Source organism: Streptococcus sp. 2741 (assembly GCF_013276315.1).
Classification (GTDB): domain Bacteria; phylum Bacillota; class Bacilli; order Lactobacillales; family Streptococcaceae; genus Streptococcus; species Streptococcus pseudopneumoniae.
The window spans coordinates 1-26,067 of record NZ_VMKU01000036.1; the positions used below are offsets into that span (position 1 = coordinate 1).

General features: G+C 37.2%; 22 protein-coding genes and 4 pseudogenes. 6 read left to right on the top strand and 20 right to left on the bottom strand.

Features of this window, described 5'->3' with window-relative positions; all coding sequences use genetic code 11:
• Window positions 1-1,073: YSIRK-type signal peptide-containing protein (locus HT671_RS04380; RefSeq protein ID WP_172923058.1), on the bottom strand; the 1,073-nt coding region annotated here is incomplete at its 3' end.
• Between the two features lie 416 nt (window positions 1,074-1,489).
• Here HT671_RS04380 and HT671_RS04385 point away from each other — a divergent pair.
• Window positions 1,490-1,782 (top strand): annotated as a pseudogene (locus tag HT671_RS04385) (ISNCY family transposase); the annotation flags it as partial.
• 407 nt (window positions 1,783-2,189) lie between these two features.
• On the opposite strand, the gene kdpC reads toward HT671_RS04385, so the two are convergent.
• The 6 genes from kdpC to HT671_RS04415 form a co-directional block, all read right to left on the bottom strand.
• The gene (gene kdpC / locus HT671_RS04390; RefSeq protein WP_001225808.1) at window positions 2,190-2,807 is read right to left on the bottom strand and encodes a potassium-transporting ATPase subunit KdpC; all 618 of its coding nucleotides are present in this window, start codon (window positions 2,805-2,807) and stop codon (window positions 2,190-2,192) included.
• A 129-nt stretch (window positions 2,808-2,936) separates the two neighbouring features.
• Window positions 2,937-5,006: a potassium-transporting ATPase subunit KdpB gene (gene kdpB, locus HT671_RS04395; protein ID WP_138703197.1), complete on the bottom strand. Its 2,070-nt coding sequence runs from the start codon at window positions 5,004-5,006 to the stop codon at window positions 2,937-2,939.
• A gap of 8 nt (window positions 5,007-5,014) precedes the next feature.
• Window positions 5,015-6,760 (bottom strand): potassium-transporting ATPase subunit KdpA, encoded by a 1,746-nt coding sequence (locus HT671_RS04400; protein ID WP_138703196.1) that lies wholly within the window; start codon window positions 6,758-6,760, stop codon window positions 5,015-5,017.
• A gap of 12 nt (window positions 6,761-6,772) precedes the next feature.
• Complete coding sequence (gene kdpF / locus HT671_RS04405) at window positions 6,773-6,850, bottom strand: K(+)-transporting ATPase subunit F (protein WP_007285010.1); 78 nt, start codon at window positions 6,848-6,850, stop codon at window positions 6,773-6,775.
• A 299-nt stretch (window positions 6,851-7,149) separates the two neighbouring features.
• Complete coding sequence (locus HT671_RS04410) at window positions 7,150-7,875, bottom strand: response regulator transcription factor (RefSeq protein ID WP_000787304.1); 726 nt, start codon at window positions 7,873-7,875, stop codon at window positions 7,150-7,152.
• Window positions 7,865-10,498: a sensor histidine kinase KdpD gene (locus tag HT671_RS04415; RefSeq protein WP_172923059.1), complete on the bottom strand. Its 2,634-nt coding sequence runs from the start codon at window positions 10,496-10,498 to the stop codon at window positions 7,865-7,867. The genes HT671_RS04410 and HT671_RS04415 overlap by 11 nt, the downstream gene beginning before the upstream one ends.
• Window positions 10,499-10,563: 65 nt before the next feature.
• Between HT671_RS04415 and HT671_RS04420 the strand changes: the two are divergent.
• Window positions 10,564-11,444, top strand: a pseudogene (locus tag HT671_RS04420) (ISL3 family transposase); the annotation flags it as partial.
• Window positions 11,445-11,511: 67 nt separating this feature from the next.
• On the opposite strand, the gene lysS reads toward HT671_RS04420, so the two are convergent.
• The 3 genes from lysS to pyrF all read right to left on the bottom strand — a co-directional run bounded on the left by lysS (window position 11,512) and on the right by pyrF (window position 14,757).
• Window positions 11,512-13,002: a lysine--tRNA ligase gene (gene lysS, locus HT671_RS04425; protein ID WP_050207953.1), complete on the bottom strand. Its 1,491-nt coding sequence runs from the start codon at window positions 13,000-13,002 to the stop codon at window positions 11,512-11,514.
• A gap of 387 nt (window positions 13,003-13,389) precedes the next feature.
• A complete protein-coding gene (pyrE, locus tag HT671_RS04430; protein WP_000170920.1) occupies window positions 13,390-14,022 on the bottom strand; it encodes an orotate phosphoribosyltransferase in 633 nt (210 codons plus the stop codon).
• A gap of 33 nt (window positions 14,023-14,055) precedes the next feature.
• Window positions 14,056-14,757 carry an orotidine-5'-phosphate decarboxylase gene (gene pyrF, locus HT671_RS04435; RefSeq protein ID WP_023932993.1) on the bottom strand — a complete coding sequence of 234 codons (702 nt, stop codon included), beginning with the start codon at window positions 14,755-14,757 and terminating at the stop codon, window positions 14,056-14,058.
• A gap of 318 nt (window positions 14,758-15,075) precedes the next feature.
• Here pyrF and HT671_RS12035 point away from each other — a divergent pair.
• Window positions 15,076-15,300, top strand: a pseudogene (locus HT671_RS12035) (IS30 family transposase); the annotation flags it as partial.
• A 202-nt stretch (window positions 15,301-15,502) separates the two neighbouring features.
• On the opposite strand, the gene HT671_RS04445 reads toward HT671_RS12035, so the two are convergent.
• From HT671_RS04445 to murD, 10 genes and pseudogenes are all read right to left on the bottom strand, one after another.
• A complete protein-coding gene (locus HT671_RS04445) occupies window positions 15,503-16,216 on the bottom strand; it encodes an ABC transporter permease (protein ID WP_023932991.1) in 714 nt (237 codons plus the stop codon).
• Window positions 16,209-17,048 (bottom strand): annotated as a pseudogene (locus HT671_RS04450) (ABC transporter ATP-binding protein). The gene HT671_RS04445 and the pseudogene HT671_RS04450 overlap by 8 nt, the downstream one beginning before the upstream one ends.
• A gap of 203 nt (window positions 17,049-17,251) precedes the next feature.
• Entirely contained in the window at window positions 17,252-17,632 is a 381-nt protein-coding gene (locus HT671_RS04455; RefSeq protein WP_078374353.1) for a hypothetical protein, read from the bottom strand.
• 4 nt (window positions 17,633-17,636) lie between these two features.
• Complete coding sequence (locus HT671_RS04460; RefSeq protein ID WP_138703195.1) at window positions 17,637-18,626, bottom strand: ThiF family adenylyltransferase; 990 nt, start codon at window positions 18,624-18,626, stop codon at window positions 17,637-17,639.
• Window positions 18,614-19,387, bottom strand: coding sequence for a peptidase M50 family protein (locus HT671_RS04465; protein ID WP_240148720.1), 774 nt, complete (start codon window positions 19,385-19,387; stop codon window positions 18,614-18,616). Before HT671_RS04465 ends, HT671_RS04460 begins: the two co-directional genes overlap by 13 nt.
• A gap of 409 nt (window positions 19,388-19,796) precedes the next feature.
• Window positions 19,797-19,919, bottom strand: a complete 123-nt coding sequence (locus HT671_RS11890) for a hypothetical protein (RefSeq protein ID WP_023936388.1) — start codon at window positions 19,917-19,919, stop codon at window positions 19,797-19,799.
• 12 nt (window positions 19,920-19,931) lie between these two features.
• Complete coding sequence (locus HT671_RS11895; protein ID WP_007284949.1) at window positions 19,932-20,063, bottom strand: hypothetical protein; 132 nt, start codon at window positions 20,061-20,063, stop codon at window positions 19,932-19,934.
• A gap of 131 nt (window positions 20,064-20,194) precedes the next feature.
• Window positions 20,195-21,415: a cell division protein FtsQ/DivIB gene (locus tag HT671_RS04470; protein WP_138703194.1), complete on the bottom strand. Its 1,221-nt coding sequence runs from the start codon at window positions 21,413-21,415 to the stop codon at window positions 20,195-20,197.
• A gap of 9 nt (window positions 21,416-21,424) precedes the next feature.
• Window positions 21,425-22,483 carry a UDP-N-acetylglucosamine--N-acetylmuramyl-(pentapeptide) pyrophosphoryl-undecaprenol N-acetylglucosamine transferase gene (locus tag HT671_RS04475; protein ID WP_000724842.1) on the bottom strand — a complete coding sequence of 353 codons (1,059 nt, stop codon included), beginning with the start codon at window positions 22,481-22,483 and terminating at the stop codon, window positions 21,425-21,427.
• Between the two features lies 1 nt (window position 22,484).
• Complete coding sequence (gene murD / locus HT671_RS04480) at window positions 22,485-23,837, bottom strand: UDP-N-acetylmuramoyl-L-alanine--D-glutamate ligase (protein ID WP_138703193.1); 1,353 nt, start codon at window positions 23,835-23,837, stop codon at window positions 22,485-22,487.
• 247 nt (window positions 23,838-24,084) lie between these two features.
• Here murD and tsaE point away from each other — a divergent pair, with 247 nt between their 5' ends.
• From tsaE to HT671_RS04495, 3 genes are read left to right on the top strand one after another with little or no spacing between them, the layout of a single operon-like run.
• Window positions 24,085-24,528: a tRNA (adenosine(37)-N6)-threonylcarbamoyltransferase complex ATPase subunit type 1 TsaE gene (gene tsaE / locus HT671_RS04485; protein ID WP_000288246.1), complete on the top strand. Its 444-nt coding sequence runs from the start codon at window positions 24,085-24,087 to the stop codon at window positions 24,526-24,528.
• Window positions 24,518-25,036 (top strand): GNAT family N-acetyltransferase, encoded by a 519-nt coding sequence (locus tag HT671_RS04490; protein WP_000455532.1) that lies wholly within the window; start codon window positions 24,518-24,520, stop codon window positions 25,034-25,036. Before tsaE ends, HT671_RS04490 begins: the two co-directional genes overlap by 11 nt.
• A gap of 7 nt (window positions 25,037-25,043) precedes the next feature.
• Entirely contained in the window at window positions 25,044-26,060 is a 1,017-nt protein-coding gene (locus HT671_RS04495) for an LCP family protein (protein WP_000239274.1), read from the top strand.
• The last annotated feature ends 7 nt before the right edge of the window (window positions 26,061-26,067 follow it).

The following is a 26,067-nucleotide window of genomic DNA, read 5'->3' on the forward strand; positions in this document are numbered from 1 at the left end:
ACGAATTCATTCTTAGCTTTCTCAACTTCTGCTTGACTTGCATCTGGCTTAGCATCTACAGCTTTCGCTGCTTTAAGAGCTTCGTCGTAGGCAGTACGCTTAGCTTGGTCTGCATTCGTGTACTTGGCGTCAGCTTTTGTTGCAGCTTCTTTCGCAATTTCAGCTTTCAAGGCAGACTTGTCGATGGATTGTCTCTGCTTTTCACGTTTATCATACTCGCTTTGTTTTATCCACAAATCTTTCGCTGGTATTGGAATAGTATCTAATACTTTTCCCCCAGCTTCTACCACTGTTAAGCGAGCTTCACCACCTCCATTAGGAACAATCGAAAGACTCACATACTCAGCCTTTGGATATAAATTGAAAATGTTTAATTTACTACTATCTGTCGTTGCATCGTCTCTATATAGTTTATCCACATGTCTATTTCTATTACGATCTTTCCGTCTTATCTTTTGTTCATCAAAGGAATTCGTATAAAGTTCATAAACATCACCATGACTATTAGCATTCAGCCAATGAAACATTCCATCATACCAACGACTCAACAAATAATCAAAATCATTAATTTTTGAATCTGGGACTGGTGCTTGATCAACATTATATGAATAGTCCCCATTCAACCTTGATGCCCGGTCTTCCCCGACACTCCTAGCTCTTCTAACGGGAGCATGCTGACCAGAGTTACTTGTCTCTTCAGCACTTCTATCACTTCCGCTAACGGCACTACTGTTGCTTCTATCTGACCCTTCAGAACTTTCCCCATTATTGCTTGATGGAGAAGCGTCCCTATCACTGCCAACAGGAGTACGCTGAACAGAATTACTTGTTTGATCAGCACTTCGCTCACTTCCATTCGAAGCTTCACTAGCTCCCTCCGCAGCTGGATCCGATTTAGGCTCAGAACTCTCAAGAGACACCTCTGTAGCATTTACTGTAGTATCCGCCTGAACAACACTAGCTCGTGCTCCTAAAAACATCAATGCGGCAACCGCGACACTGGCGGCACCAAAGTGGTACTTACGAATGGAGTAACGGAAGACCTTTTCTCTGTTACACTTTCTAAAATCCATAACTCTTTCTCCTTTAAAGATATGATTGAAGAGAACATGTCATTTTCCTCTTCGATTGACAATAATATATAAATAGCAACTTACGACTATTTACCCCACTGTATCTCCTATGAAGAATATACAGTCTAGTAGCAATTATACCACCCCCCCCCCCGAATTTTGCAAGGAAAAACATTTGATTTTTTAGGTTTTGTAATTCAAATGTAATAATGTCTTTAGTAAATCGAACGTGAAAATGTCCCATTTGATAAAATAGTCGTATGAAAAGGATCCAGCTAAATATGAATGAAGCGAAAAAATATCTTGTGATAAAAGCTATAGACCAAGGAAAGAAAACAAAGAATCGAGCCTGTGTCGAACTGAACCTTTCTAAAAGACAAAGCAATCGTCTGCTACTAGCCTATCAACAGAAAGGAAAAGAAGTCTATTTCAGCAGAAAGACGAAAGCATTCGTTATAAAAGAAGTTGACGGTGACATCTACCTCAATATCGCTGACAAGATCTATCACACAAAGGAGCTACTAGTTCATGAACTCTATTCGAAAAACTTTGAACCAGAACCAGAACAAAAAAAGAAAGACGCAAGTATATCCCTCCACAAACCCATCCGTGGAAACTCACATCTTTCAAACAATATCTTCAGAAAAATAAAAAGGATTATGAAGAGTTTACTAGTGAGGAGCTTCATTCTCCTCAGCTACAAGTATAATCTATTTCTCGCTAAATGGGAAGCTGTTCCTTAAAGGAAATCACTCTATCCCTTACATTTAGGAGAGAGAAAATAAGGAGTCTAAGACAAGCATTTCATTTGACAAAACAGCTTCAAGGGTTCCTCGTATCAAATAAAATCAAAATAATTGCCCTCAATCTCACCATTTTTTTGGGACATCATCACTTTCGATTGACAATTCTTCAGTGAAATGAGTTTGTCACAAATCTCAAACCAGCTAAAAGTAGTTCATAAATAAATGCCAACTTCCTTTCTCTATCTGTAAGATACTCATCAGATTATATAGTCTAGGAAGTAAGAGTTCTTTTTTATCCCTTTTTTTGTAATAGGCGTACCTCTCACTACTAATTACTTGCAATAATACCCGTATAACTTTTACAGCGGTGTTAGTTTAGTTCCTTCATAATATCGATGTTAACTTTTAACACAGACACCCTATCTTCACCTAGAAATCCAAAAATTTTTGTTACTGTATGCTTGTCAATGATTTCTTCCAGTCTAGGCAAGCTAATACCTGTTGTCTTAGAAATACGGGGGAGTTGTAGTTTAGCACTTTCTGGACTGATTTCTGGATCCAATCCCGAAGCCGATGTTGTTACCAAATCAGCAGGGATATCTCTGATTGAAATAGTTGGGTTTTCTTCTATGAGAAGAGACAGTTCCTTTTGAACACGTACTTTTAGTTCAGGATTACTAGGAGCCAGATTTTGGGAACCAGAAGTAATATCCCGCCTTTGTCCACTTGGGTCTCCCTCGCTAAGGTAAGTATTATACTGAATAGCAGATGGTCTACCATGCAGAAAAGCAGCTGACGAAAATTCTTGCCCAATTAAAGCCGATCCAATAAGCTTCCCATCCTGCTTAATTTGACTACCATTGGCTTGAACAGGAAAAATAAACTGCCCTAATCCGGTAATCAGCAAAGGGTAAAATAATCCACAAACCGCCCCAAATAAAAGACTTAGTCGGACAGAACGTCTGATATGTATAAATATTTTTCTCATGATTGTTATTCATTCCTTTCATGTTCAACCCAAGGAAAAGACACTGATTCTTTTAAACGTAAAGCAATGTAGATAAGTTTCAATCTTATTCCTCTAAACATTATATTATATTAAACTAATCTTATCTTATCAGGATAAACCCAATAGATACAATAATGGAGTAATACTCATATCAATGATTTTAATTCCAATAAACGGGATGAAGACTCCACCCAAACCATAAATCAGCATGTTATGAGCCAAAACTTTTTCTGACCTTTGAGGCTTATAAGAAACTCCTTTCATCGCAATCGGAATTAGAAGAGGAATAATAATGGCATTGAAAATCAGAGCCGATAAAATTGCGCTGGAAGACGTTGATAATGACATAATATTTAACGATTGCATTTGGGGGATACTGGGCATAAAAATAGCTGGAATAATGGCAAAGTATTTGGCAATATCATTAGCAATTGAAAAAGTGGTTAAAGCTCCTCGCGTCATTAATAATTGCTTTCCAATTTCAACGATATCCAGAATCTTGGTTGGATCGCTATCTAAATCCACCATATTAGCAGCTTCTTTAGCAGCACTTGTTCCAGAATTCATAGCAATACCGACATCTGCCTGAGCTAATGCTGGGGCATCATTAGTCCCATCTCCTGTCATCGCAACAACTTTTCCTAAGCGTTGTTCTTTTTTAATAGCTTCAATTTTATCTTCTGGCTTGCATTCAGCGATAAAGCTATCAACGCCTGCTTCTTGAGCTATAGTCGCAGCGGTAAGAGGATTATCACCGGTACACATAATAGTTTTAATTCCCATTGCCCGTAGGCGAGCAAAACGCTCAACTAAACCTGGTTTGATGGTATCCTTGAGAGCAATCACTCCCAAAATATTCTGCCCCTCCACTACTGCCAGTGGGGTTCCCCCAGCTGAAGCAATTCTTTCACTGATAGACTTCAAATCTTTCGGAATCACACCACCTTTACCTTTAATATAGCGACTTATAGCATCTGTGGCACCCTTACGTATCATTCCCCCATCAACAAAGTCTATCCCACTCATTCGTGTTTGAGCAGTAAAATCAATAAAGGTCATATCTTCAGAAATAGGAGGAATACTTGCCCCATATTCTTTAGCAAGCTTAACAATTGATTTTCCTTCCGGTGTATCATCCTGTAGAGAACTTAGCATAGCTGCTCTTATTAAAGACTCTTGACTAACACCATCTACAGGAACAAAATGAGCAGCCATACGATTTCCAAAGGTAATGGTTCCTGTTTTGTCCAAAATCATAGTATCCACATCACCACTAGACTCCACTGCTTTTCCTGACATAGCAATCACATTAAACCGTGTAACGCGATCCATACCTGCAATTCCAATTGCTGACAGCAGACCTCCAATTGTTGTTGGAATTAAACATACGGTCAATGCCACAAGAGTAGTAACTGTAATCTTTATGTGCAAAGCGCTAGCAATCGGGTACAAACTTCCAATTACCATTAAGAATATAATTGTTAAGCTGACTAGCAAAGTATTCAAGGCAATTTCATTAGGGGTTTTTTGCCGAGAAGCACCCTCTACCAAGGAAATCATTTTGTCCAAGAAAGACTCTCCAGCACGTGAGGTCATTTTCAACTTAAGCCAGTCACTAGCAAGAGTTGTCCCTCCTGTTACAAAAGCAAAATCACCACCAGGTTCTTTGATCACCGGAGCTGACTCTCCTGTAATAGCTGATTCGTCTACAGAAGCAATTCCTTCAATAACTTCACCGTCACCAGGAATTAATTCTCCTACCTTAACCAGAACGATATCTCCTTTTTGCAAGGCTGTGGCCTCAATAGTTTCTTCAAGAAGGGTCTGACCATCATTGTCAAAATAGAGTCGTCTAGCTGTCATATTTTCTTGCGTCTTTTTTAAACTTTCAGCCTGTGCTTTTCCTCTTCCTTCCGCAATGGATTCAGCAAAATTAGAAAATAATAAAGTTAAAAATAAGATCACTGCTACTATGCCATTATACAATTGACTACTTTGGCTATCTTGTTGAGCATCAACGGGGATAATTGTTAAAAAGAGGGTCAGAACAAAACCAACTTCAACTACAAACATTACTGGATTTTTAATCATGTAACTAGGGCGAAGTTTTACGACCGCTCCTTTAAGGGAACTGAGTAGTATCTTTTGTGTCAGAAAGTAAGTTTTCTTTGAAATCATAATAAACCTCATTGAGTTAGAAATTCAGCTAAAGGTCCTAGTACAAGGACTGGTAAGAAAGTTAAGGCTGATATAATCAACACTATCACACCTAAAATAATGGCAAAAGTCCCCGTATCTGTTTTTAAAGAACCTAGGGAATCATTCACATGTTGCTTAGTCATTAACGAACCAGCAATCGATAGCTGAAGAATCAAAGTCACATAGCGTCCAAAAAACATAGCTAATCCTGTAGATATATTCCAGAATAAAGTATTGTCTTTTAGTCCTTCAAATCCCGATCCGTTGTTAGCAGAAGCTGAGGTAAATTGATAAATCACTTGTGATAAAGAATGAAATCCTGGATTGGTAACACTGTTAAATCCTGCTGGCAATGAGACAGCTACTGCTGAAAAACCTAGAATAATCATAGGGTGAACCATGATGGCTAAAGCAATTAAAGTCATTTCTTTACCTTCAATTTTTTTTCCTAAATAAACAGGTGCACGCCCAATCATTAATCCACAAATAAAAACAGTAAGAAGAACGTACAGCATCATATTCATTATTCCTACACCTTTACCGCCAAATATAACATTGAGCATCATGTTAATCATAGCTACTCCACCACTTAGAGGAGTCAAAGTATCGTGCATATTATTCACGGAACCCGTTGTAAAAGCCGTTGTTATTTCTGTAAATAGACCAGACATTGGAATACCGAACCTAACTTCTTTACCTTCCATACTTCCCATTGATTGATTCAAACCCAATTGATGCAAGATAGGATTTCCTCTACTTTCTGACCAAACAATAATGGATAAACCAACAAAAAATAAGAATAGCATAACAATCAGAAGCGGTCTTGCCTGTCCTCCTAGTTTAATAAACGTAGATTTAGTGGACTTATAAGAAACTTTCTGTACAGATTCAAAGGGATGATCTTCCTTTTTCCTAGATGAAACCATATGACCAAAAACAACTACCATAGAACCTGGTAACAACATCATAGATAGCATTTCAATAATATTTGTGATTACATTAGGGTTTTCAAAGGGAGTTGCTGAATTTGCTGCAAAAAAACCACCACCGTTGGTTCCCAAGTGTTTAATAATTTCAAGAGAAGCGACCGGTCCCATTATAAGACCTTGTAAATTGCCCTCCAAAGTAGTCGCATATAACTCTTTTGATAGTGTTTGGGGAACCCCCTGTGAAATAAGTAACAAAGAGCCTATTATTGAAAAAGGAAGCAACACTCGAGTAATCACCCGAACAAAGTCAACATAGAAATTCCCCATGTCTTGATACTTGCCTGATACACCTCTGATAAAAGCCATAGCAGCAGCATAGCCTGAAGCAGCTGAGGTAAACATCATAAAAGTAATGACAACCATCTGACTAAAAAAAGACAAATCCCTCTCACCAGCATAATTTTGTAAATTAGAATTGGTGATAAAAGATATGACTGTATTGAAACTCAGGCTTGATTCTAATGAACCAACACGGGTGGGGTTCAAAAAGAAAAAGGCCTGTGTTCTTAGGATTACATAAGCCACTAGAGCCATAACAGCATTAGTTAAAATAAGGGCTACAGCATACTCCTTCCAAGTCATTCCTTTTTTGTCCACATCAAGCAACTTATAAATCCACCTATCAATAGGATCCATAATGGGATCTGCAAAAGTTTTTTGCTGGCTAGCTATATGGTAAAGATACTTTCCAGTTGGTAATATAATAATACAAGCCAGTACTAAGACAAATATGATTTGTAACATCTCACATTCCTCCTAAAATCTCTCCGGGTGTAACAGAGCATAAAATAAATAACAGATTAATAAACCAAAAATTATTCCTAATACTATCATAGTACACTCTCCCTCTAATCACCTTTAAGGTGCTTATCACACCAAACAATAAAACCAATCATTAACAAAAAAATAAAAAATAAAACTAGAAACATTATGAAATCTACTAGCATTGTATCCTCCTTCAAGAATATAATCATTCTACCACGAAAAGTATAAAAATGATATAAAGATTACGGATATAAAATAAAGATTATATAAAGATTGTCTCCTAAAATAACCTAAGACAACCTATCCTAAGACTTGTTTCAAATAGCTGCCAAGAAATTACAAATCAGGTGAATAAAATTCTTTTTGGATTATTTGTCATCATAATTTTCAATCTTAATCATACGATAACCGATACCAATATGAGTTTGAACCATTTTAGAGTAACCCAATCCTAATTCGATTTTTTTTCGCAATGTATTAACAAAAACTCTCAAAGCAGAAAAATCTTCCTCATAATATCCCCAAATTTCCTTGACAATAAAACGATAAGTCAACACTCTATCAACATTCTCTGATAGAAGACAAAGCAACTTATACTCAATCGGGGTTAAGTGAATTTCTTGGTTATTAACAAATACACGATTAGATAAAAAATCAACATGTAGCCAGCCATTAGTAAAAGATGATTTTTCAGAATTACCGTCACTTTGTTGATTAATCTGCTTTGACCTCCTAAGACTAACTCTTAACCGAGCGAAAAGCTCATCAATGCTAAAGGGTTTCGTCAAATAATCATCTGCCCCAGCATCAAGTGCATCAATCTTGTCACTTTCTTCTCCACGTGCACTAACAACAATAACAGGTAGCTGTGAAAAGCTACGAATCTTGTCAATAATGTCTTTACCATCCATATCTGGCAAACCCAAATCCAATAATAATAAATCTGGAAATTGCGAAATGATCTGACGCAAAGCTTCCTCTCCAGTCCGAACTGATACATAATGATAACCTTCAACTTCCATTGCTAAGGATAAAAGTCTGTTAACGGAAGAGTCATCTTCACAAATTAAAATCTTAACATTTTCATTTTTCATGTAATACATTCACCTCCGCTAGTGGTAGTGTAAATCCAAAGATAACTCCTTTAGGAGTATTGTCATGGACGTAAATAGTCCCCCCATGTGCTGTAATAATACTCTTACATAAAGATAGTCCTATACCTAGGCCTCTTTTACCATCGGATGCCAAATTTTCTGATGTATAAAAAAGGTCAAAAATCTTTTCTTTTGCTTGATCGTTAATACCAGGACCATCGTCAGAAACCTCAACCACCAGGTTCTGATCCTTTCTATTACTCGTCAATGTAATTAAAGATCCTTCATGCGTATATTTAACTGCATTGTTAATGATATTAACCAGTACTTGCACAATCAAGGGAGCATCCATTTTAGCTATTAATAAATCATCTGATAAAATTAAAACAAAGTCATGATTCTTAATATGTTGATCCACATGTTTCAAAGCTTCTTCAATCAACTCATCGAAAACATTTATTCTTAATGAAAGAGTAGTATCATTATCCAATTTAGTAATTGACAATAAATTTTCAATCAGATTAATCAACCACATAGAGTCATCGTAAATATAGGCAGCTAATTCTATCATACGCTGTTTCTCCATAATTCCCCCCGTCTCCATCATTAATTTAGACTGACCTGATATGCTTGTAAGTGGAGTTCTCAAATCATGTGAGATTCCCCTTAACAAATCAACCCTTAACTGTTCTTTTTGTATTTTAAGTTCCATTTTTTGTTGTTCTTCGCGTAATGCTTCTTTTTCTAATGCCAAGGATGCCTCTCCTAAAACAGTTAGAATAACAGATTTTTCAAACAGGTCAATCATTGTTTTATCCTCTATTAAAATACCAATAATAGCAAAAACAGAATCTTTACCTCTGACAGATAAATACAGAAATTTAGCAGCAGACAAGGTGTTTGTTGTTGCTCCAGCTTGTTTATTATTATATAAAACCCACTCAACCACTCCTCGCTCATTGTACTGATAGTAATCAGCTAAGGTCCTCAAAGAATGACTGGTAGGGAAATATTTCGGCGTCTCCAAAGTACCACCTGTTACAGGATAAATCACCACATCACTATTCAATAATTTTTTGACTTGAATAGCTAGTTCTTCTAAAATAGAAGGAATAGAGTCTGCCTGAGATAATCCTCTATTTGTTTGTAGTAACAACTCTGTTAGATAAGATTTTTCAGTAGATAATCTTGCCTGCTCTTGAATCCTTTTTATGAGACTAGAAGTAATCAGACCAGTAATTAACATAATAGCAAAAGTCATAGGATAAGTAGGATTAAAAGAAGTAAAAGTGTAGTAGGGGGCCACAAAAAAGTAATTAAAACAAAGAACTGATAAAATAGAAGAAATCACACTATAAAGTTTTCCTTTTGTCCAAACAGCATTTATTTGAACACTTAATATGTATATTATTATAATGTTGTTGGTACTGAGATTCCAGAAACGAAATAAAAGACCTGTTAAGGTTACTAGCAACAATACCACCAGTGTTTTAACCAAATCACTGAAAGAAAATTGCCATTTAGAAAACCAAGAAGGCAACGAGAGCTTACCAACCGAAGTCTCTTTTTTTCCTCTAGTATTATGGACTACAAACATATCCAAATCAGGAACATTCTTACTAAGAACTTCCACAATATTTTCTTTAGGCCAAATAGTTCTGTAGCCACTTTTTCCGACTACTAACTTAGAAACACGGCTCAATTTTGCGTAATCAGCAATCTGCTTGGTCACATTATTATAATCCATAACTGTCACCTTAGCTCCCAACCGCTCTGCCAATTCCAAGTTCTGATGTAACTCCTGATTAGTCAGTTCCCTATCTAAACTACCAATATACAGGGCTGTAAAGTCTGCATTAAGAGCACTTGCTAATCTTGAAGCAGCGCGAATGACATGTGAAGAGGAGGGAGAGGGTGACACACAGACCAAGACATGTTCCTTGGTCACAATACTATCTTTAACTTTTTTTCCTCGAAAAGCACTTCCATTAATCTGATCAGCTGCTTTGCGCAAAGCGATTTCTCTCAAAGATATTAACTTTTCTTCAGTAAAAAAGTGACGCTTGGCCAATTTAGCTTGCGATTTAGAATAAATTTTTCCTTTATCCAATCGTTCAAGTAAATCTGATGGGTCAATATCTACAAGTTCAATCTGATCAGCCTGATCAAAAATAGCATCTGGAATTATCTCATTAACTTGAATCCCTGTAATAGCTTCAATCACATCGTTTAAACTTTCAATATGTTGGACATTTACAGTAGTATAGACATCAATCCCTGCATAAAGCAGTTCCTTAATATCTTGGTACCTCTTTTTATTACGTGACTCAAAACAGTTAGTATGAGCCAATTCATCCACTAAAATAATGCGTGGTTGACGCCTTAAAGCAGTATCAATATCAAACTCATTCAAGGTGATACCTTTATATTTTATTGTTTTAGGAGATAATTGCTCAAGACCAATCAGTAAAGCCATAGTCTCAGGTCGATTATGAGGTTCAATGTAACCTACTACCACATCTACTCCAGCTTTTTGAGCTCGCTGCGCTTCTCTAAGCATAGCATAGGTTTTTCCAACTCCTGCAGCATAACCAAAATAAATTCTTAACGCCCCTGTTTTCATAACATCACCTTAGTTAACCCAACCTTTTGTAGTAAAATCATTTATCAGAAGTCATTATAACCTAATTTTATTTTTTTTACAATAGCCTTCCTGAGATTATATCATGGGACGAGTATGAGTTCACCAAGGGAAAGATGAGTTTCATTGCGCAAGATTTTAACAAGCTCAATATCATCACTGTTCTTGAGGGTAGAACACAAGCTGTCATTCGTAATCACTTTCTTAAGTATGATAGAGCCGTCCGATGTCGCGTCAAAATTATTACTATGGATATGTTTAGTCCTTACTATGACTTGGCTAAACAGCTTCGCTTTCGAATTTCTAGGCTCAGGCTGAAACATCTCCCAGACTGTTTCACTCCCTAATGCAAAAATTGTTCTTGATTGTTTTCACATTGTGCAACATCTAAGCCGTGCTATGAGTCGTGTCCGTGTCCAAATCATGAATCAATTGGATCGAAAGTCTCATGAATACAAGGCTATCAAGCTCTACTGGAAGCTCATCCAGCAAGATAGTCGTAAACTCAGCGATAAACGATTTTATCGCCCTACTTTTCGTATGCACTTGACCAATAAAAAAAATTCTAGATAGACTTTTGAGCTATTCAGAAGACTTGAAACACCACTATGATTTCTACCAGCTCTTGATTTTTCACTTTCAGAATAAGGAGCCTGACAGATTTTTCGGACTTATTGAAGACAATCTTAAGCAGGTTCATCCTCTTTTTCAGACTTTCTTTAAAACCTTCCTCAAAGATAAAGAGAAGATTGTCAACGCCCTTCAACTACACTATTCTAACGCCAAATTAGAAGCAACGAATAATCTCATTAAACTCATCAAACGCAATGTCTTTGGTTTTCGGAACTTTGAAAACTTCAAAAAACGGATTTTCATCGCTCTGAACATCAAAAAAGAAAGGACGAAATGTGTCCTTTCTAGATATTAGCTGACTTCAACCCACTACAGTTGACAAAGAGCCAAAAATCCCCTGGCAAGTACCAGAGGATAAGAGCTTATTTCATTGTTGGGAAGAGCAATACATCACGGATAGTAGTTGTATCAGTGAGAAGCATGCAGAGACGGTCGATACCGATTCCCAAACCACCTGTTGGTGGCATACCATATTCAAGAGCCTCGATGTAGTCATAGTCGATACCGGTCGCTTCATCGTCACCAAGTTCTTTTGCTTTTGCTTGGGCTTCAAAACGACTAAGCTGGTCGATTGGATCGTTGAGCTCAGTAAAGGCATTACCGTACTCCTTAGTCATGATGAAGAGCTCAAAACGGTCAGTAAAGCGTTGGTCTTCAGGGTTCTTCTTAGCCAGTGGAGATACAGCTACTGGATGTCCATAGACAAAGGTTGGTTGGATTAAAGTTTCTTCAACAAACTCTTCAAAGAAGGCATTGATGATGTGACCAACCTCAGTATAGTGTTTCTCAACTGGAACTTTCTTCTCAGCAGCGATGGCCTTAGCTTCTTCCAAAGTCATATCTTGCCAGAAATCTACACCAGTAATTTCTTTGATAGCATCCACCATGTGAACACGTTTAAATGGTTCGTTGATTTTGATTTCAGTTCCTTGGTAGTTGACTGGGCCGTCGCCCTTAACTGATTTAGCAGCATGTTGGATAATGCCTTCCGTCAAGTCCATGATATCTTGGAAGTCTGCGTATGCTTGGTAAACTTCGATAGAAGTGAACTCAGGGTTGTGAGTAGCATCCATTCCTTCGTTACGGAAGATACGGCCAATTTCATAGACGCGTTCCATACCACCCACGATAAGGCGTTTCAAGTGAAGCTCAGTCGCGATACGAAGCACCATGTCAATGTTTTGGGCATTGTGGTGGGTGATAAATGGACGGGCAGAAGCACCACCAGCTTCGTTGTGAAGAACAGGTGTTTCCACTTCAAGGAAACCTTTTTGGTCAAGGTAACGACGAATTTCAGAGATGATTTTTGAACGAGTGACAAAGCGTTCAAAGCTTTCACGGTTAGAAATCAAGTCAAGGTAACGTTTACGGTAAATTGTTTCAACGTCTGTCAAACCATGGAATTTCTCAGGAAGAGGACGAAGGGCCTTAGACAAGTGTGTGATGTGAGTAGCCTTGATAGAGAGTTCTCCCATATCCGTACGCATCACTTCACCTTCGACACCAAGGAAGTCACCAAGGTCTGCTTTTTTGAAGATTTCGTAGTTTTCTTCACCGACAGCATCCTTACGAACGTAGATCTGGATTTGACCTTCGCGGTCTTGAAGGTGGGCAAAACCTACTTTACCTTTACCACGTTTGGTTACCAAGCGTCCTGCGATAGTAGCTGTTTCGTTTTTATCGTGTAATTGTTCTTTATCGAGGTCAGCAAATTTATCTTTTAATTCTTGTGAATTTGCAGTGCGTTCAAAGCGTTTTCCGAAAGGATCGATTCCTTGTTCACGGAGCGCAGCCATTTTTTCACGGCGAACGATCTGCTGGTCATTTAGTTCTTCCATATGTTCTGTAGACATGGGATCCTCCTAGTTTTACTCAAAATTGAATACGATGAGTCATTTTTTGCGATACTCCCATTTTATCATAAATAAGCAAGAAATTCACGGATAATCTTTCAAAACTAAAAAGAACCTGACGCTAAGATCACTGAGCCAAATCACTGAAAAGACTGGGATAAGCAAGAAATTCCAACATCTCAGAAAAGGGATTTGACAATATTTATGGATTACACTTTAACCCTTGTAACTTTCATGACGTGTGCTACTTTTTATATGAGAGCAAGCCAAGCAAATCTAAAGCTGAAACAATTGACGTAAAAAAACATTAACAACTTGAATCTTGTCATTCATACACCTGATATGACAGAATAGTATAATTTTTAACCTTTTAGTCTTTTGATTTTTTTACACCTCTTGCCAATTTTCTTGGTCTTCCTTAAAGCGTTTTAGAAGGTCGAGTCCTTCTGGCGTGATATAGCCTTCTTCTTGGGCTAGGTGGATGAGTTCACTGTAGTTAGAAAGCGTCACCAATTTCACACCAGCATCTGCAAAGTTCTTATCTGCTTTTGGCAATTGGTAACTAAAAATCGCTACAACTCCAAGTACATCTGCTCCTTCGCGTTTAGCTGCTACTACGGCTTCAAGAACAGAACCACCCGTTGAAATAAGGTCTTCAACCACTACCATTTTTTGACCTTGAGCTACGCGACCTTCGATTTGATTACCAGCTCCGTGGTCTTTTGGTTTGCTACGGATGTAGGCAAATGGCAGGTTCATCTTGTCAGCAATGATGGCTCCGTGAGGAATCCCTGCTGTTGCAGTTCCTGCAATCACCTCAACCTCAGGAAAGGCTTCTTTGATAGCTTCCACAAAACCATTTTCAATGAGAGTACGAGTCTCTGGATAGGCAAGTGTCACACGGTTGTCCGTATAAATCGGCGACTTGATACCAGAGGCCCAAGTGAAAGGCTCCTCTGGTTTGAGGTAAACGGCTTGGATTTTCAAGAGGTGGCTAGCGATATCTTTAGCAAGTGTCATGGTATTCTCCTTTTATTTTTCTAATCTAGTTCTTTAATTCCAGTCCTGTGTCCATTCATCCTTGATGGCATGATAAGCTGCAACAGGATCCTCAGCTTGGGTAATGGGACGTCCCACTACGATATAGTCACTGCCGATGTGATAGGCATCAGCAGGTGTCATAACGCGTTTTTGGTCTCCAACAGCAGCACCTGTAGGACGAATGCCCGGTGTCAGACAGATAAAATCTGGATTGGTAGCCTGCTTGATGATTTGCACTTCCTGAGCTGAGCAAACGACACCATCCAAACCCGCTTCAGCTGTCTTCTTGGCATAGTGAATCACAGACTCTTGCAGACTGGTTTGAATATTTTGAAACTCCTGCATCTGCTCTTCTGAGGTTGAGGTCAGCTGCGTTACAGCGATCAATTTGGCTTGACTCCCAAGACCTTCACGCGCCGCCTTCATCATCTCTACACCACCAGCCGCATGGACATTAGTCATATCGACACCAAGCTGAGACAAGACCTTCATGGCTGACTTGACTGTATTAGGAATGTCATGAAGCTTGAGATCTAAAAAGACACTATGACCCAAGCCTTTCAGGTAGGACACAATCCCAGGCCCCGTTGCGTAATAAAGCTCCATCCCTACCTTGAGATAAAGACTTTCCGCTTCTGGGAAAAGAGCTAAAAATTCCTTGACCGCCTCAAAACTAGGAAAATCAAGAGCAATGACTGGACGATGTTCTCGCATAGGTTTCTCCTTTTACCTTTGCTAGTGAGAGAGTCTGGCCAACAGAAGCCACGAAAAAAGGAACCTGCCAACAGCAAGGTTCCACGAAAAATGGGTAGTCTCCACCCTTTCACCGTCTAACCTTAGCTGCCTCTCTGGACTGCTTTAAAGGTTTTCTATTATTCTATTATTTCTACTAGTACTTGTCAAGTAAAAACAGCTAAATCCATGTTGACTGCTATTGAACACCTCACAAGACTTTTTCCAAAAGAATAGTTAAAGACTTTCACTTCGGACAGAGAAAAAGAGTTTGCTTGTTACCCTTTAATTGAACAAATGGGAATTCTGTTTTATTTTGCGGATGCCTATTCATCTTGGCAAAGGGGAAGTAATGAGAATGCGAATGGACTTCTTCGTGGGTATTTTCTTAAACCGATTTGGCAACAATTACCGAAAAAATCCTTAATGATGCTTTGCTAGCTTATTAATCACCGTCCCCAAAAATACTTGGATTACAAGACAGGTTTTGAAGCACTTTTTGAAGCACTTATAGAGGAGATTTAAAAATGTTGCATTTTTTATTGCAATTTATCAGTTATCTTATCACCCAAAACTTCTGCAATTAGTATGAGCACTATTGTTATTTTTCTTTTTTCGTACACTCAAATCAAAATATAGCAATAAGACTATTCTGTAGAATTGCTGTCAAAAAGATCAGTTCATTTTTTCCTTCCCACTTGTGTTTATAATCATTAAAATAACTCAATTAAGAAATTTTCTTTTTCCTAATAGTTAGCGTAATTAAAGTTAATAGAAGAACAATCCAAATAAGTAGTGTTAGATTAGGAATTAGAGTTTTATTCCATGAAAATTCCTCCCATTTTGTGAAAAACTTAGTAAACAGTCCCATAAAACTATAATCTGTTATCTTCGCAACTGTCTTATCCAAACCAGATAGCATCGGTAAGAAAGCAACTAAAATCATAGCAGGAAGACTGATAACCTGAGCTACTACTTGGCTCTTCGCGGTTAAACCTATCAATAAATAGAATAAAATGATGGATAAAGAGGTTAGAAGAACGATTGTAATATAATTAAAAGTATGTACAATTGTAACTCCTAAAATAAGAGGAGTAGTTCCCATAATCACAAAAGTTAGCAAAAAAGGAAGAAACATAGTTGATAAAATGTATTCGGAGCCTTTAACACCACTCAACAGAAGAGTTTGTAAATTGTACTTTTCTTTTTCTTCAGACAAGATAATAGTTATAGGACTTCCAACAGCCAAAGCCAAAGAAAAAGGTAAACACATCATCAAAAGAACTAATGCCTGTTGATCGTTGACCTTCCCCTGTGTTTCCATAAGATATTTATAAAAATATGTGAAAGCAAAAGGCACTAAAACTTGCAATAAAATACTCTTATTGGAAAGGATAATTTGACAACGCAACCATACCAAAGCCAGAAACCGTTTAAGCATTTAGCTTTCCTTCTGTTAATGTGATAAAAATATCTTCTAAAGTAGGCTCACATGAATGAATTGAAAAAATATTTTCCAGATCAGCCTGAGATACCTGTTCTAGTGATGTAAAATCAAAAGTTATCTGATTCCCATTATAATCTGTAAACTTAATCTTTTTATCTTTATTATATCTTTGAATGAGTTCAGAAGGAGCTCCTTGCTCAACTAATTTTCCTTTATTTAATAAGGCAACATAATCACATAAAAGAGTTGCTTCATTCATATCATGAGTCGTTAGAAAAATCGTTGTCCCTGCTGTTTTCAATTCTAAAATTAACTCATGAATTGTCCGAGAAGTTGTGGGATCTAGACCTGAGGTCGGTTCATCCAGAAAGAGTACAGCGGGGTTGTTGATAAGAGCTCGTGCTAAAAGCATTCGTTGCCTCATTCCAGTGGATAATTTTCCTGCTACCATCTTGCGACTATCATATAATCCTACTCGCTTTAACAAATTATCAACACGTGATTTACTAATATTATAAAATTTACTATAAAAAAGAAGATTGTTATACAGAGACATTTTCTCATAAAATCCACTTGTATCGCTAACCAATCCAATTCTCTTTAATTCACCGCTTGTTAAATTTTGAGATTTTTGTCCCAAAATAATAGATTGTCCTTTATCGGCAAGGAACTGCCCAGTCAGAATATTAATCGTTGTGGTCTTTCCAGAACCAGATGGTCCTAAAAATCCAAAAATCTAACCTTCTTTAACAGTGAAGCTTATATTATTTAAAGCTATTTTATCACCAAAACTTTTTGATAAATGGCTAACTTCAATCATACTCATTGCACCTCCTTTATATTCTACATTTTTACTTAACATCTATTTACTTATCTTTATCAAATAAACGTCTTAAAAAAAACAATAACATTAAGCATATAACCGTTAGCAAGATTGTTTCAATATTATTGATAATATGATACATTCTCAAGCAGTATAAAATAATTATATATATGCAAACGCTCATTATACCTATTTTTTTAAACATACTAAGCCTCCTTGCTAAATAATAAAGTTATATAATAACTAAGACACACTATACCTAACATAATAAATATCCACAGCATTAAAAATATTATCATACCAATAAAAATATCCACTGGTAACTGAATAAATGTTCTAAAATTAACAAGCAAAAATAAAATCTCAAACGATGAAAAAAGCCATACTATATTTTCCAATGATGTTTGAACATTTTTATTGTAGTAAGCATAATATATAGCAAAAATAATACCCAAGAACAATACTATTAATTGTGTTTCTATAACAGCGAACTGCCCAATAGCAGATAAAAAAGCTACTCCTCCTGATAATAAGCAAAAACAAACTGAACGAATAAATGTTTTCGCTCTAATATTGTTATCTTTCACTTTATTATTTTTTTTTACAAATTGGACATTCTCCGTTTTCCAGAACATATTTTTCTTGACTTAGAGCATGATTTCTCATATTATAAACGTAAGCGTTATCTATTAGGATTTCATTATAACATCCCAGAAATATTTTAATTATTAAATTAGTCATTATCCCTCCCAAAATAGCAGGCATCTCTGGTGTAGTCGGCCACTTTGTCTTATCAGATAAAGTGTACTTATTTATATCTTTGTTTATATTCCGACAACCAAAGCAAGAACCGATGGTAGGGATATATATATTATCAATAATAAGATAGCATCCATTAAACCCTCCTGATATGTAGGATATCTTATGCGATACAGCAAATTGATTGACAATTTTTATAATATCAATGGGCGTATCAATTCCTTTAACGATAAAATCTATACTCCCATATTCCGCAACAATGTTTTCTAATTCTTCTACTGAAGAAACTTTAATAGAAATAGGTACTACCTGAACATCTGAATTATACTTGTGTATTTTTTCAGAAAGAACATTAATCTTCTCCTTACCAACATCCGACTCTGTATAAAGAATTTGCCTATTTAAATTTGATGGTTCTATTATATCGTAATCAGCGACAATAAGTTTCCTCACTCCATACATACTTAGACTTAGAGATATATAACATCCTAAGGCTCCTGCTCCTAATACTAATACTGTTTTATTCTGTATTTTATTATACTCTTCATTATAAAATAACGAACAGTAACCTTTAGTTCTAGAATATCTCCTATCAATATCTATCTCATCCGAAACTAAAATTTGTTCATTTAATAGTTCAAATGTTAGTTTACTGCCTAATACTTCTTCTATCTCTAATAGTTCCTTACAACTATTAAATAGATCGTTGATAAATTCTTGCGAAATTTGAGGTTCTATAGCTATTTCCCGCATACTCCGACCACGCAAATACATTATACCTTCTTTTTTATAAGCAAAAACATAACTATTTACGTAGAACATATTTCGTCCTTCCTCTCATATAATATAGAAAGCAGTATAGAAACAACCACCCCTCCTATACTACGAACAATAATATTAGGTGTCAAAAACTGTAATAGTTGACTCAAAGGGAAATAAATAATAACAAATGCTATTAAAAGTTGAACTATATATTGAAAATTCAAGTTATTATTGTTAGAATTCAAGTATCTTAAAATAATACCACTATCATACTGAAAAAAAGGAATTGAATTAATAAAAATCATACCTAAGTTAATGATAAAAAATAAGAGTCCAAGCAATTTATACGATGTGAACAATAAAACAAGTAAACCTGTAAGTGATAAAATCGAATTTGAAGCAATTCCTGCTAACATAATTTTCAAAAATTGTTTTTTATTTTTTAAGAATTGCACCCCACTTAAATCTACAAAAAAAGCCAAATTAAACAAAAGTAGCATTATTCCACAATTTGGGATCTCAATTTGATAATTATTAGCAATTATTGCATGACTAAATTCATGTATCGTTGCAGACATAATAACAACAAGCAACCAAAATAAAAGAATGTTTAGCGTTATTGGAAAGTTTTGGAAATTAGTCAAAATATCCGCCCTATAAATATACATAATAAAACATTGCAAAATAAGAGCCAATGGGAAAATACCAAATAGGATTTTTTCAAAATTCTTATTAAATCTTTTATAGTTTAATTTTTCAGATAATGTTATATTAAAGTCCCAAGATATTTTAAAAATATTTATCTTTTTTCGTGATTTCATAGAATCTATAAGTCCCATTTTACTAAGAACAATATAAAATCTTAAATAATATTTCTTCCCTACTAACACTAATAAGTCCGATATGGTAAATTCTTGACCTATTAGTTGCTCTAACCATTTTTTTCCTGTTTCCCAACTAATACATGTTTCTTACTGGATGGTATATATAGATGATACTGTCCCTCATAAGGAGTAGGTAATATCTTAATCTTATCAACAATTCTCATAACAAACCTAACCTTTAATAAATAAAAGAGGGGCTAAGTAAAACATACTCTAGTCCCTCAGTCCGCAATCAATAAAATAATGACTAATTCTATTAATCTCTTGCTGCAAGACTAATACGGAAAATTCAAATGACTGTCTAAAATGAAATTGAAAAAGCTTAATGTTAGTAAATGAACAAACTTCAACAACCAGCAAGAGCAAGGATTGATAAACCAAATCCGATACCTATTGCAAGTCCAGCTGAAAAATCACTAACTGGTACTGAAATTTTTTCAATTTCCTCAAATAAAAAGTTATCTTGCATGATTATCACTCCCTATCTTTTTAACAATAGGCTACTCCAATTAAGAGAACTACCCCAGTTCCAAGTAAAACTCCCCCAAAATTCACCATCTGTAGAGGCTACGATTTCTTCAATTTCTTCAAATAAGAATACTTCATCTGACATATGTGTTACCTTCTTCATAAAAAATTATTTTGCAATCGATTACACTGCATAATGTAACATAAAGAAAAACAGATGTCAAATATTAAACGTAAAAACTAGTCACTAAAGTACTATGAGAAAAAAGGTAAAACCTAGCGACGCGATGAGCGCTGGGTCGTTTGGTTTCGATTGCTCTCTTCCTCTTGTTTTTTCTGTTCTTCTTCTAAACGTTTACGTTCTTCTTCCTGCCTTTTCTCAGCTTCTTCGGCCTCTTTTTTGGCTTTTTCTTCTGCTTCCATAATCAATTTATCCGCTACAGTGTAGCTGTAGATTCCAGCTTCCATATCGACCACACTTGGTTCTGACAATTGAGGCTTAATCTTACTGTAATAAGGCAGTTTCTTACTCATTTCAGATAGAGGAACCAAGACTTCGTCCGAATCATTCATGGTCAATCGAATTAAATCGGAAGTGACCTTGCTGGGAGCTAGTTCCACCTTTTGGATAGCCGCCTTGAGTTCTGGGCTAATTTGAGAAAGTTCTGAGACAAAAGCCTTGATTTTTTCACTATCATTAAAGAGAACTGATATATAAGTTTCTGGTAGACTGACCAAACTCACAGCACTGGTCTCAAGCTGACCACTGGAAAGAATAGGATAATGGTTTTCACCAGAAATATAGTAGGCCACAATATCATATTCCTTGACCTTGATAGTGAACTTGGTTGGAAATTGATAAACAAGTTGAGCTGATTCAACCCAATAGTTAGACTTAATCTGCTTTTCATATTTTTCCTTGTCTAGCAGAAGGTTAATCGTATAATCCGAATCCTGAATACCTGAAGCCTGTCGAATATCATCAGCCGTAGTGTGCACCGTTCCCTCGACACGAATATCCTTCATGGTCGCATAAGGACTGAGTAGGTAGGCAGAGACAATCAATAAAAGCAGACTTGGAAATAAAATCGTTAAGGCTCGTAAGATATGGATTCCTGGAATTTTCGGTTTGACCGGTTTTTCCTTTACAGGCTTTTTATCTGCCTTTTTATCCTCTTTCTTTGGCTCTTTGGACTTTGATTCTTCTTTGGATACTTCTTTTTTGACGTATTCTGACTCTTCTACTTTTTCTTCGGTATCATCCTTAGCTGATTTTGGGTCTTTTGAATCAGATTCACTCTCTTGGTCCTCGGTTGCATCTGAATCTTCAGATTTTGAAGCCATTCGAGCTTGTCTTTCCTTTTCTTTCTCCTCAGCTAGGGCTGCCTCTTCCTCAGCCTTCTTTTTTAGATATTCTTGGTTTCGTTTCTGCCATTCTGATAACTCTTTCAATTCTTCGAGGATTTCTTTGCCCTCATTTTTCTTATCTTTTGACATTTACTTTCCTTATGATAAATCTTTTTTCAACAATTGATAAAAATCTGCTAGAGATTTCAATTCCTTAGAAGCCTTCATGTTAGCCTGGTAATCTTCCTTGTGACTTAGTAAGTGAGCAAGCTTCTCTTCCAAACTATCCAAGGTCAAATCGCTTTCTTGAAGCTCTTCTGCATAGCCTTTTTTTACAAAGTAAGCTGCATTTTCAATCTGGTCGCCACGACTAGCTTCACGACCAAGTGGCACAATAACATGCAATTTTGCCATGGCCAAGAGCTCAAAAATCGTATTGGCACCACCTCGTGTCACAACAATATCAGCCAATTCCATCAAGGGTTGATAGAGATTGGTCACATAGTCAACACGAAAAAGATTTTGGCTCAACTCATTCAGGCTAGAATCTCCAGTTAAATTGATAATATTGTAGCGCTCTGTCAGTTCTTTCTTATGGTCTGTCACCAATTGGTTAAAGACACGAGCGCCTGCAGAACCACCGACAAACAATACAGTTGGCAATTTAGGATTAAAGTGGGTTTGAATATCCACCAATTCATCTGGTTCTGGAGTGTTTTTGTCCGAAACCTTGGTCACTGCTCCCACATGCTCGACCTTAGCCAAACTTGAAGCCTGTTCAAAAGTTGAATACATTTTCGTCGCAAATTTATAGGCGATTTTATTGGCCAAGCCCATAGACAGGTCAGATTCGTGAATAAAGACAGGCACTCCTGACACACGTGCTGCAATAACAGGCGGTACTGAGACAAAGCCTCCCTTTGAAAAAAGGGCCTGTGGACGAAGTCGTAACATGATAAAGAGCGATTGGACAATTCCCCAACCAACTTTGAAGACGTCCAGCATATTTTGCCAAGAGAAATAGCGACGCAATTTTCCAGTCGTAATGGAATGGAAGGTGACATCCAAACCTGACTTGAGGATTTCTTGGTGTTCGATACCACGTTTATCTCCGATATAGTGGACTTCCCATCCATCTTCGATGAACTTGGGCATTAACAAAAGATTGAGAGTCACGTGTCCAACCGTCCCCCCACCTGTAAAGACAATTTTTTTCATATTATTCCTTTAACTCCGCTACTGTGTCGATAAAGAGGTCGCCACGTACTTCAAAGTTAGCATACATATCCCAGCTGGCATTGGCAGGACTGAGAAGAACCACGTCTCCTTGAGTCGCAAACTCGTAAGCCTTGCGGGTCGCATCTGCAATATCAGTCGCATCCACATAAGCCACACCAGCCTTATCCGCTGCCCGTTTGACACGTTCAGCAGACTGACCAAGGATGACCATCTTCTTGAGTCCAGTAATGTCTGGAACCAATTCGTCAAACTCATTACCACGGTCCAAACCACCTGCAATCAAAATGACCTTGCTATTGTCAAATCCTGACAAGGCTTTTTGAGTTGCCAAGATATTAGTTGATTTACTGTCGTTATAGAATTTAACACCCTTGATGTCATCCACAAACTGGAGACGGTGTTTGACACCACCGAAGGCTGAAAGAGTTTCCTTGATGGTTTGATTGTCCACATCACGAAGCTTGGCTACAGCAATCGTCACAAGGGCGTTTTCTACATTGTGGCTACCTGGAACCCCGATTTCACTCGCTGCCATGACTACTTCACCACGGAAGTAGAGTTGACCATCTTCCAGATAAGCTCCATCAACCTTTTCCTGTGTTGAGAATGGAACAACAGTAGCCTGTGTTTTGGTAGCCAACTCTTTTGCCAAGTCTTGGTTAAAGTTCAAGACAAGGAAATCAGCTGCTGTCATCTTGTTCTGGATATTCCACTTGGCTGCTACATATTCCTCAAATGACCCATGATAGTCGATATGAGTTGGCATGAGGTTGGTAATAACCGCAATCTCAGTATGGAATTCTTGAACGCCCATGAGTTGGAAAGAAGAAAGTTCCATGACAAGCGTGTCCTTATCTGTCGCAGTTTGAGCCACTTGACTGGCTGGATAGCCGATATTTCCTGATAAAAGACTATGTTGCCCAGCAGCAGTCAAAACTTCCCCAATCATGGTCGTTGTAGTTGTTTTTCCATTTGAACCTGTTATACCGATAATGGGCGCTTCTGAAATCAAGTAAGCCAATTCCACCTCAGTCAAGACTGGAATTCCCTTTGCCAAAGCCTTTTCAATCATGGGATTACTGTATGGGATGCCTGGATTTTTCACCATGAGGGCAAACTCTTCATCCAAAAGTTCCAAAGGATGACCACCTGTGATAACCTTGATCCCTTCTTCCAGCAAACTTTGGGCAGCTGGATTGTCCTCGAAAGGCTTCCCATCATTTACCGTTACAATAGCACCTAGCTTGTCCAACAAACGAGCTGCAGATTCACCAGACTTGGCTAAACCTAAAACAAGGACTTTCTTATTTTTAAATTGATCTATTACTTTCATGTCTCGAACTCCATTTCTACTCCTACTATTTTACCATTTTTATGGAAATAAAAAAGCCACAAAGTGTGTTTGTGACTCTTTCTTCTAACTGATACTCTTCGAAAATCTCTTCAAACCACGTCAGCTTCGCCTTGCCGTACTCAAGTACAGCCTGCGGCTAGCTTCCTAGTTTGCTCTTTGATTTTCATTGAGTATAAGTTTAGCAGGAAAATAGACACAAAAGAAAAGTTTTTGGTATAATAAGAGTATGTACACAAAAAATGAAGAAGAGCTACAATCCTTAGGGGAGCGTTTGGGTCATCTATTAGCAAAGAATGATGTTTTAATCTTAACTGGAGAACTGGGTGCAGGTAAAACGACCTTTACTAAAGGACTTGCTAAAGGTTTACAGATTTCTCAAATGATTAAAAGTCCAACCTATACTATCGTAAGAGAGTATGAGGGGCGTCTTCCGCTTTTCCATTTAGATGTTTATCGTATTGAAGGAGATGCGGATTCTATCGACTTGGATGAGTTTCTCTTTGGTGGCGGAGTGACTGTCATCGAGTGGGGAAATCTCTTAGGAGATGCCTTGCCAGATACTTATTTAGAATTGGAAATTCTAAAAGAAGCAGATGGACGTCGTTTAAATTTTCAGGCAAAGGGTTTGCGTGCAGAAAAACTCTTAGAGGAGCTTCAACATGGAGTATGAATTGCTCATTAGGGAAGCAGAGCCTAAAGATGCAGCTGAATTAGTGGCCTTTTTAAATCGTGTAAGTTTGGAGACAGATTTTACCAGCTTAGACGGAGATGGTATTCTCTTGACCAGTGAGGAGATTGAAGTATTCCTCAACAAGCAAGCTAGTTCGGACAATCAGATAACCTTACTTGCATTCTTAAATGATAAAATTGCTGGTATTGTAAATATTACAGCTGACCAGCGCAAGAGAGTCCATCATATTGGAGATCTCTTCATTGTGATTGGAAAAAGATATTGGAATAATGGATTGGGAAGTTTGTTGCTAGAAGAAGCGATAGAGTGGGCACAAGCAAGTGGCATTCTGCGTCGTCTCCAGCTGACTGTCCAAACTCGTAATCAAGCAGCAGTTCATCTGTATCAAAAGCATGGCTTTGTAATTGAAGGTCGCCAAGAGCGTGGAGCATATATAGAAGAAGGGAAATTTATCGATGTTTACTTGATGGGTAAACTGATAGATTAGTAGAAATATGGTTAAAAAAATTATTGGAATGGTGCTAGCTTTACTTTCTGTAACTGTAGTAGGAGCAGGTATTTTTGCTTATACTATTTATCAACAAGGGACAGAAACCTTAGCTAAAACCTATAAAAAAATCGGCGAAGAAACCAAGGTTATTGAAGCGACTGAACCTCTAACCATTCTGTTAATGGGAGTGGACACCGGAAATGCTGAACGAACTGAAACTTGGGTCGGTAGAAGTGATAGCATGATCTTGATGACAGTGAATCCTAAAACGAAAAAAACAACAATGATGAGTTTAGAGCGGGATATTCTGACCCGCATTGAATCAGGGAATGGTCAGGCTCATGAAGCGAAACTGAATTCAGCATATGCAGATGGTGGAGCAGAGCTTGCTATAGAAACCATTCAAAAAATGATGAATATCCATATTGATCGCTATGTGATGGTCAATATGAAAGGGTTACAAAAACTAGTGGATGCAGTAGGTGGTATTACAGTCAATAATACCCTAGGTTTCCCAATTTCTATCAGTGACCAAGAAGAATTTAATACCATTTCTATCGGTGTTGGGGAGCAACATATTGGGGGAGAAGAAGCCCTAGTCTATGCACGAATGCGTTACCAAGATCCTGAGGGGGATTATGGTCGTCAAAAACGTCAACGTGAAGTTATTCAAAAAGTCATGGAAAAAGCTCTCAGTTTAAATAGTGTTGGTCATTATCAAGAGATTCTAAAAGCTTTGAGTGACAATATGCAGACCAATATTGATTTGTCTGCAAAAAGTATCCCTAACTTGCTAGGCTATAAAGATTCATTTAAAACCATTGAAACTCAGCAGTTGCAGGGTGAAGGAGAGATGCTTCAAGGTGTTTCTTACCAGATTGTTTCGAGAGCCCATATGTTGGAAATGCAAAATCTACTCCGACGTTCTTTGGGACAAGAAGAAGTCACTCAGCTTGAAACCAATGCGGTCTTATTTGAAGATTTATTTGGCAGAGCACCTGTTGGTGATGAAGATAATTAACTTTTGA

Bases quoted from the DNA above. Each gene is read 5' to 3' on its own strand.
- murD (WP_138703193.1), bottom strand. From the start codon at position 23,837: ATGAAAGTAATAGATCAATTTAAAAATAAGAAAGTCCTTGTTTTAGGT.
- HT671_RS04400 (WP_138703196.1), bottom strand. From the start codon at position 6,760: ATGTTACAAATCATATTTGTCTTAGTACTGGCTTGTATTATTATATTA.
- kdpC (WP_001225808.1), bottom strand. From the start codon at position 2,807: ATGAGAAAAATATTTATACATATCAGACGTTCTGTCCGACTAAGTCTT.
- HT671_RS04490 (WP_000455532.1), top strand. From the start codon at position 24,518: ATGGAGTATGAATTGCTCATTAGGGAAGCAGAGCCTAAAGATGCAGCT.
- HT671_RS04475 (WP_000724842.1), bottom strand. From the start codon at position 22,483: ATGAAAAAAATTGTCTTTACAGGTGGGGGGACGGTTGGACACGTGACT.
- HT671_RS04415 (WP_172923059.1), bottom strand. From the start codon at position 10,498: ATGAAAACAGGGGCGTTAAGAATTTATTTTGGTTATGCTGCAGGAGTT.
- HT671_RS04465 (WP_240148720.1), bottom strand. From the start codon at position 19,387: ATGAAATCACGAAAAAAGATAAATATTTTTAAAATATCTTGGGACTTT.
- kdpF (WP_007285010.1), bottom strand. From the start codon at position 6,850: ATGATAGTATTAGGAATAATTTTTGGTTTATTAATCTGTTATTTATTT.
- pyrF (WP_023932993.1), bottom strand. From the start codon at position 14,757: ATGCGAGAACATCGTCCAGTCATTGCTCTTGATTTTCCTAGTTTTGAG.
- HT671_RS11895 (WP_007284949.1), bottom strand. From the start codon at position 20,063: ATGTCAGATGAAGTATTCTTATTTGAAGAAATTGAAGAAATCGTAGCC.
- lysS (WP_050207953.1), bottom strand. From the start codon at position 13,002: ATGTCTACAGAACATATGGAAGAACTAAATGACCAGCAGATCGTTCGC.
- pyrE (WP_000170920.1), bottom strand. From the start codon at position 14,022: ATGACACTTGCTAAAGATATCGCTAGCCACCTCTTGAAAATCCAAGCC.
- HT671_RS04445 (WP_023932991.1), bottom strand. From the start codon at position 16,216: ATGCTTAAACGGTTTCTGGCTTTGGTATGGTTGCGTTGTCAAATTATC.
- HT671_RS04470 (WP_138703194.1), bottom strand. From the start codon at position 21,415: ATGTCAAAAGATAAGAAAAATGAGGGCAAAGAAATCCTCGAAGAATTG.
- HT671_RS04495 (WP_000239274.1), top strand. From the start codon at position 25,044: ATGGTTAAAAAAATTATTGGAATGGTGCTAGCTTTACTTTCTGTAACT.
- kdpB (WP_138703197.1), bottom strand. From the start codon at position 5,006: ATGATTTCAAAGAAAACTTACTTTCTGACACAAAAGATACTACTCAGT.
- HT671_RS11890 (WP_023936388.1), bottom strand. From the start codon at position 19,919: ATGCAAGATAACTTTTTATTTGAGGAAATTGAAAAAATTTCAGTACCA.
- HT671_RS04410 (WP_000787304.1), bottom strand. From the start codon at position 7,875: ATGAAAAATGAAAATGTTAAGATTTTAATTTGTGAAGATGACTCTTCC.
- HT671_RS04460 (WP_138703195.1), bottom strand. From the start codon at position 18,626: ATGTTCTACGTAAATAGTTATGTTTTTGCTTATAAAAAAGAAGGTATA.
- tsaE (WP_000288246.1), top strand. From the start codon at position 24,085: ATGTACACAAAAAATGAAGAAGAGCTACAATCCTTAGGGGAGCGTTTG.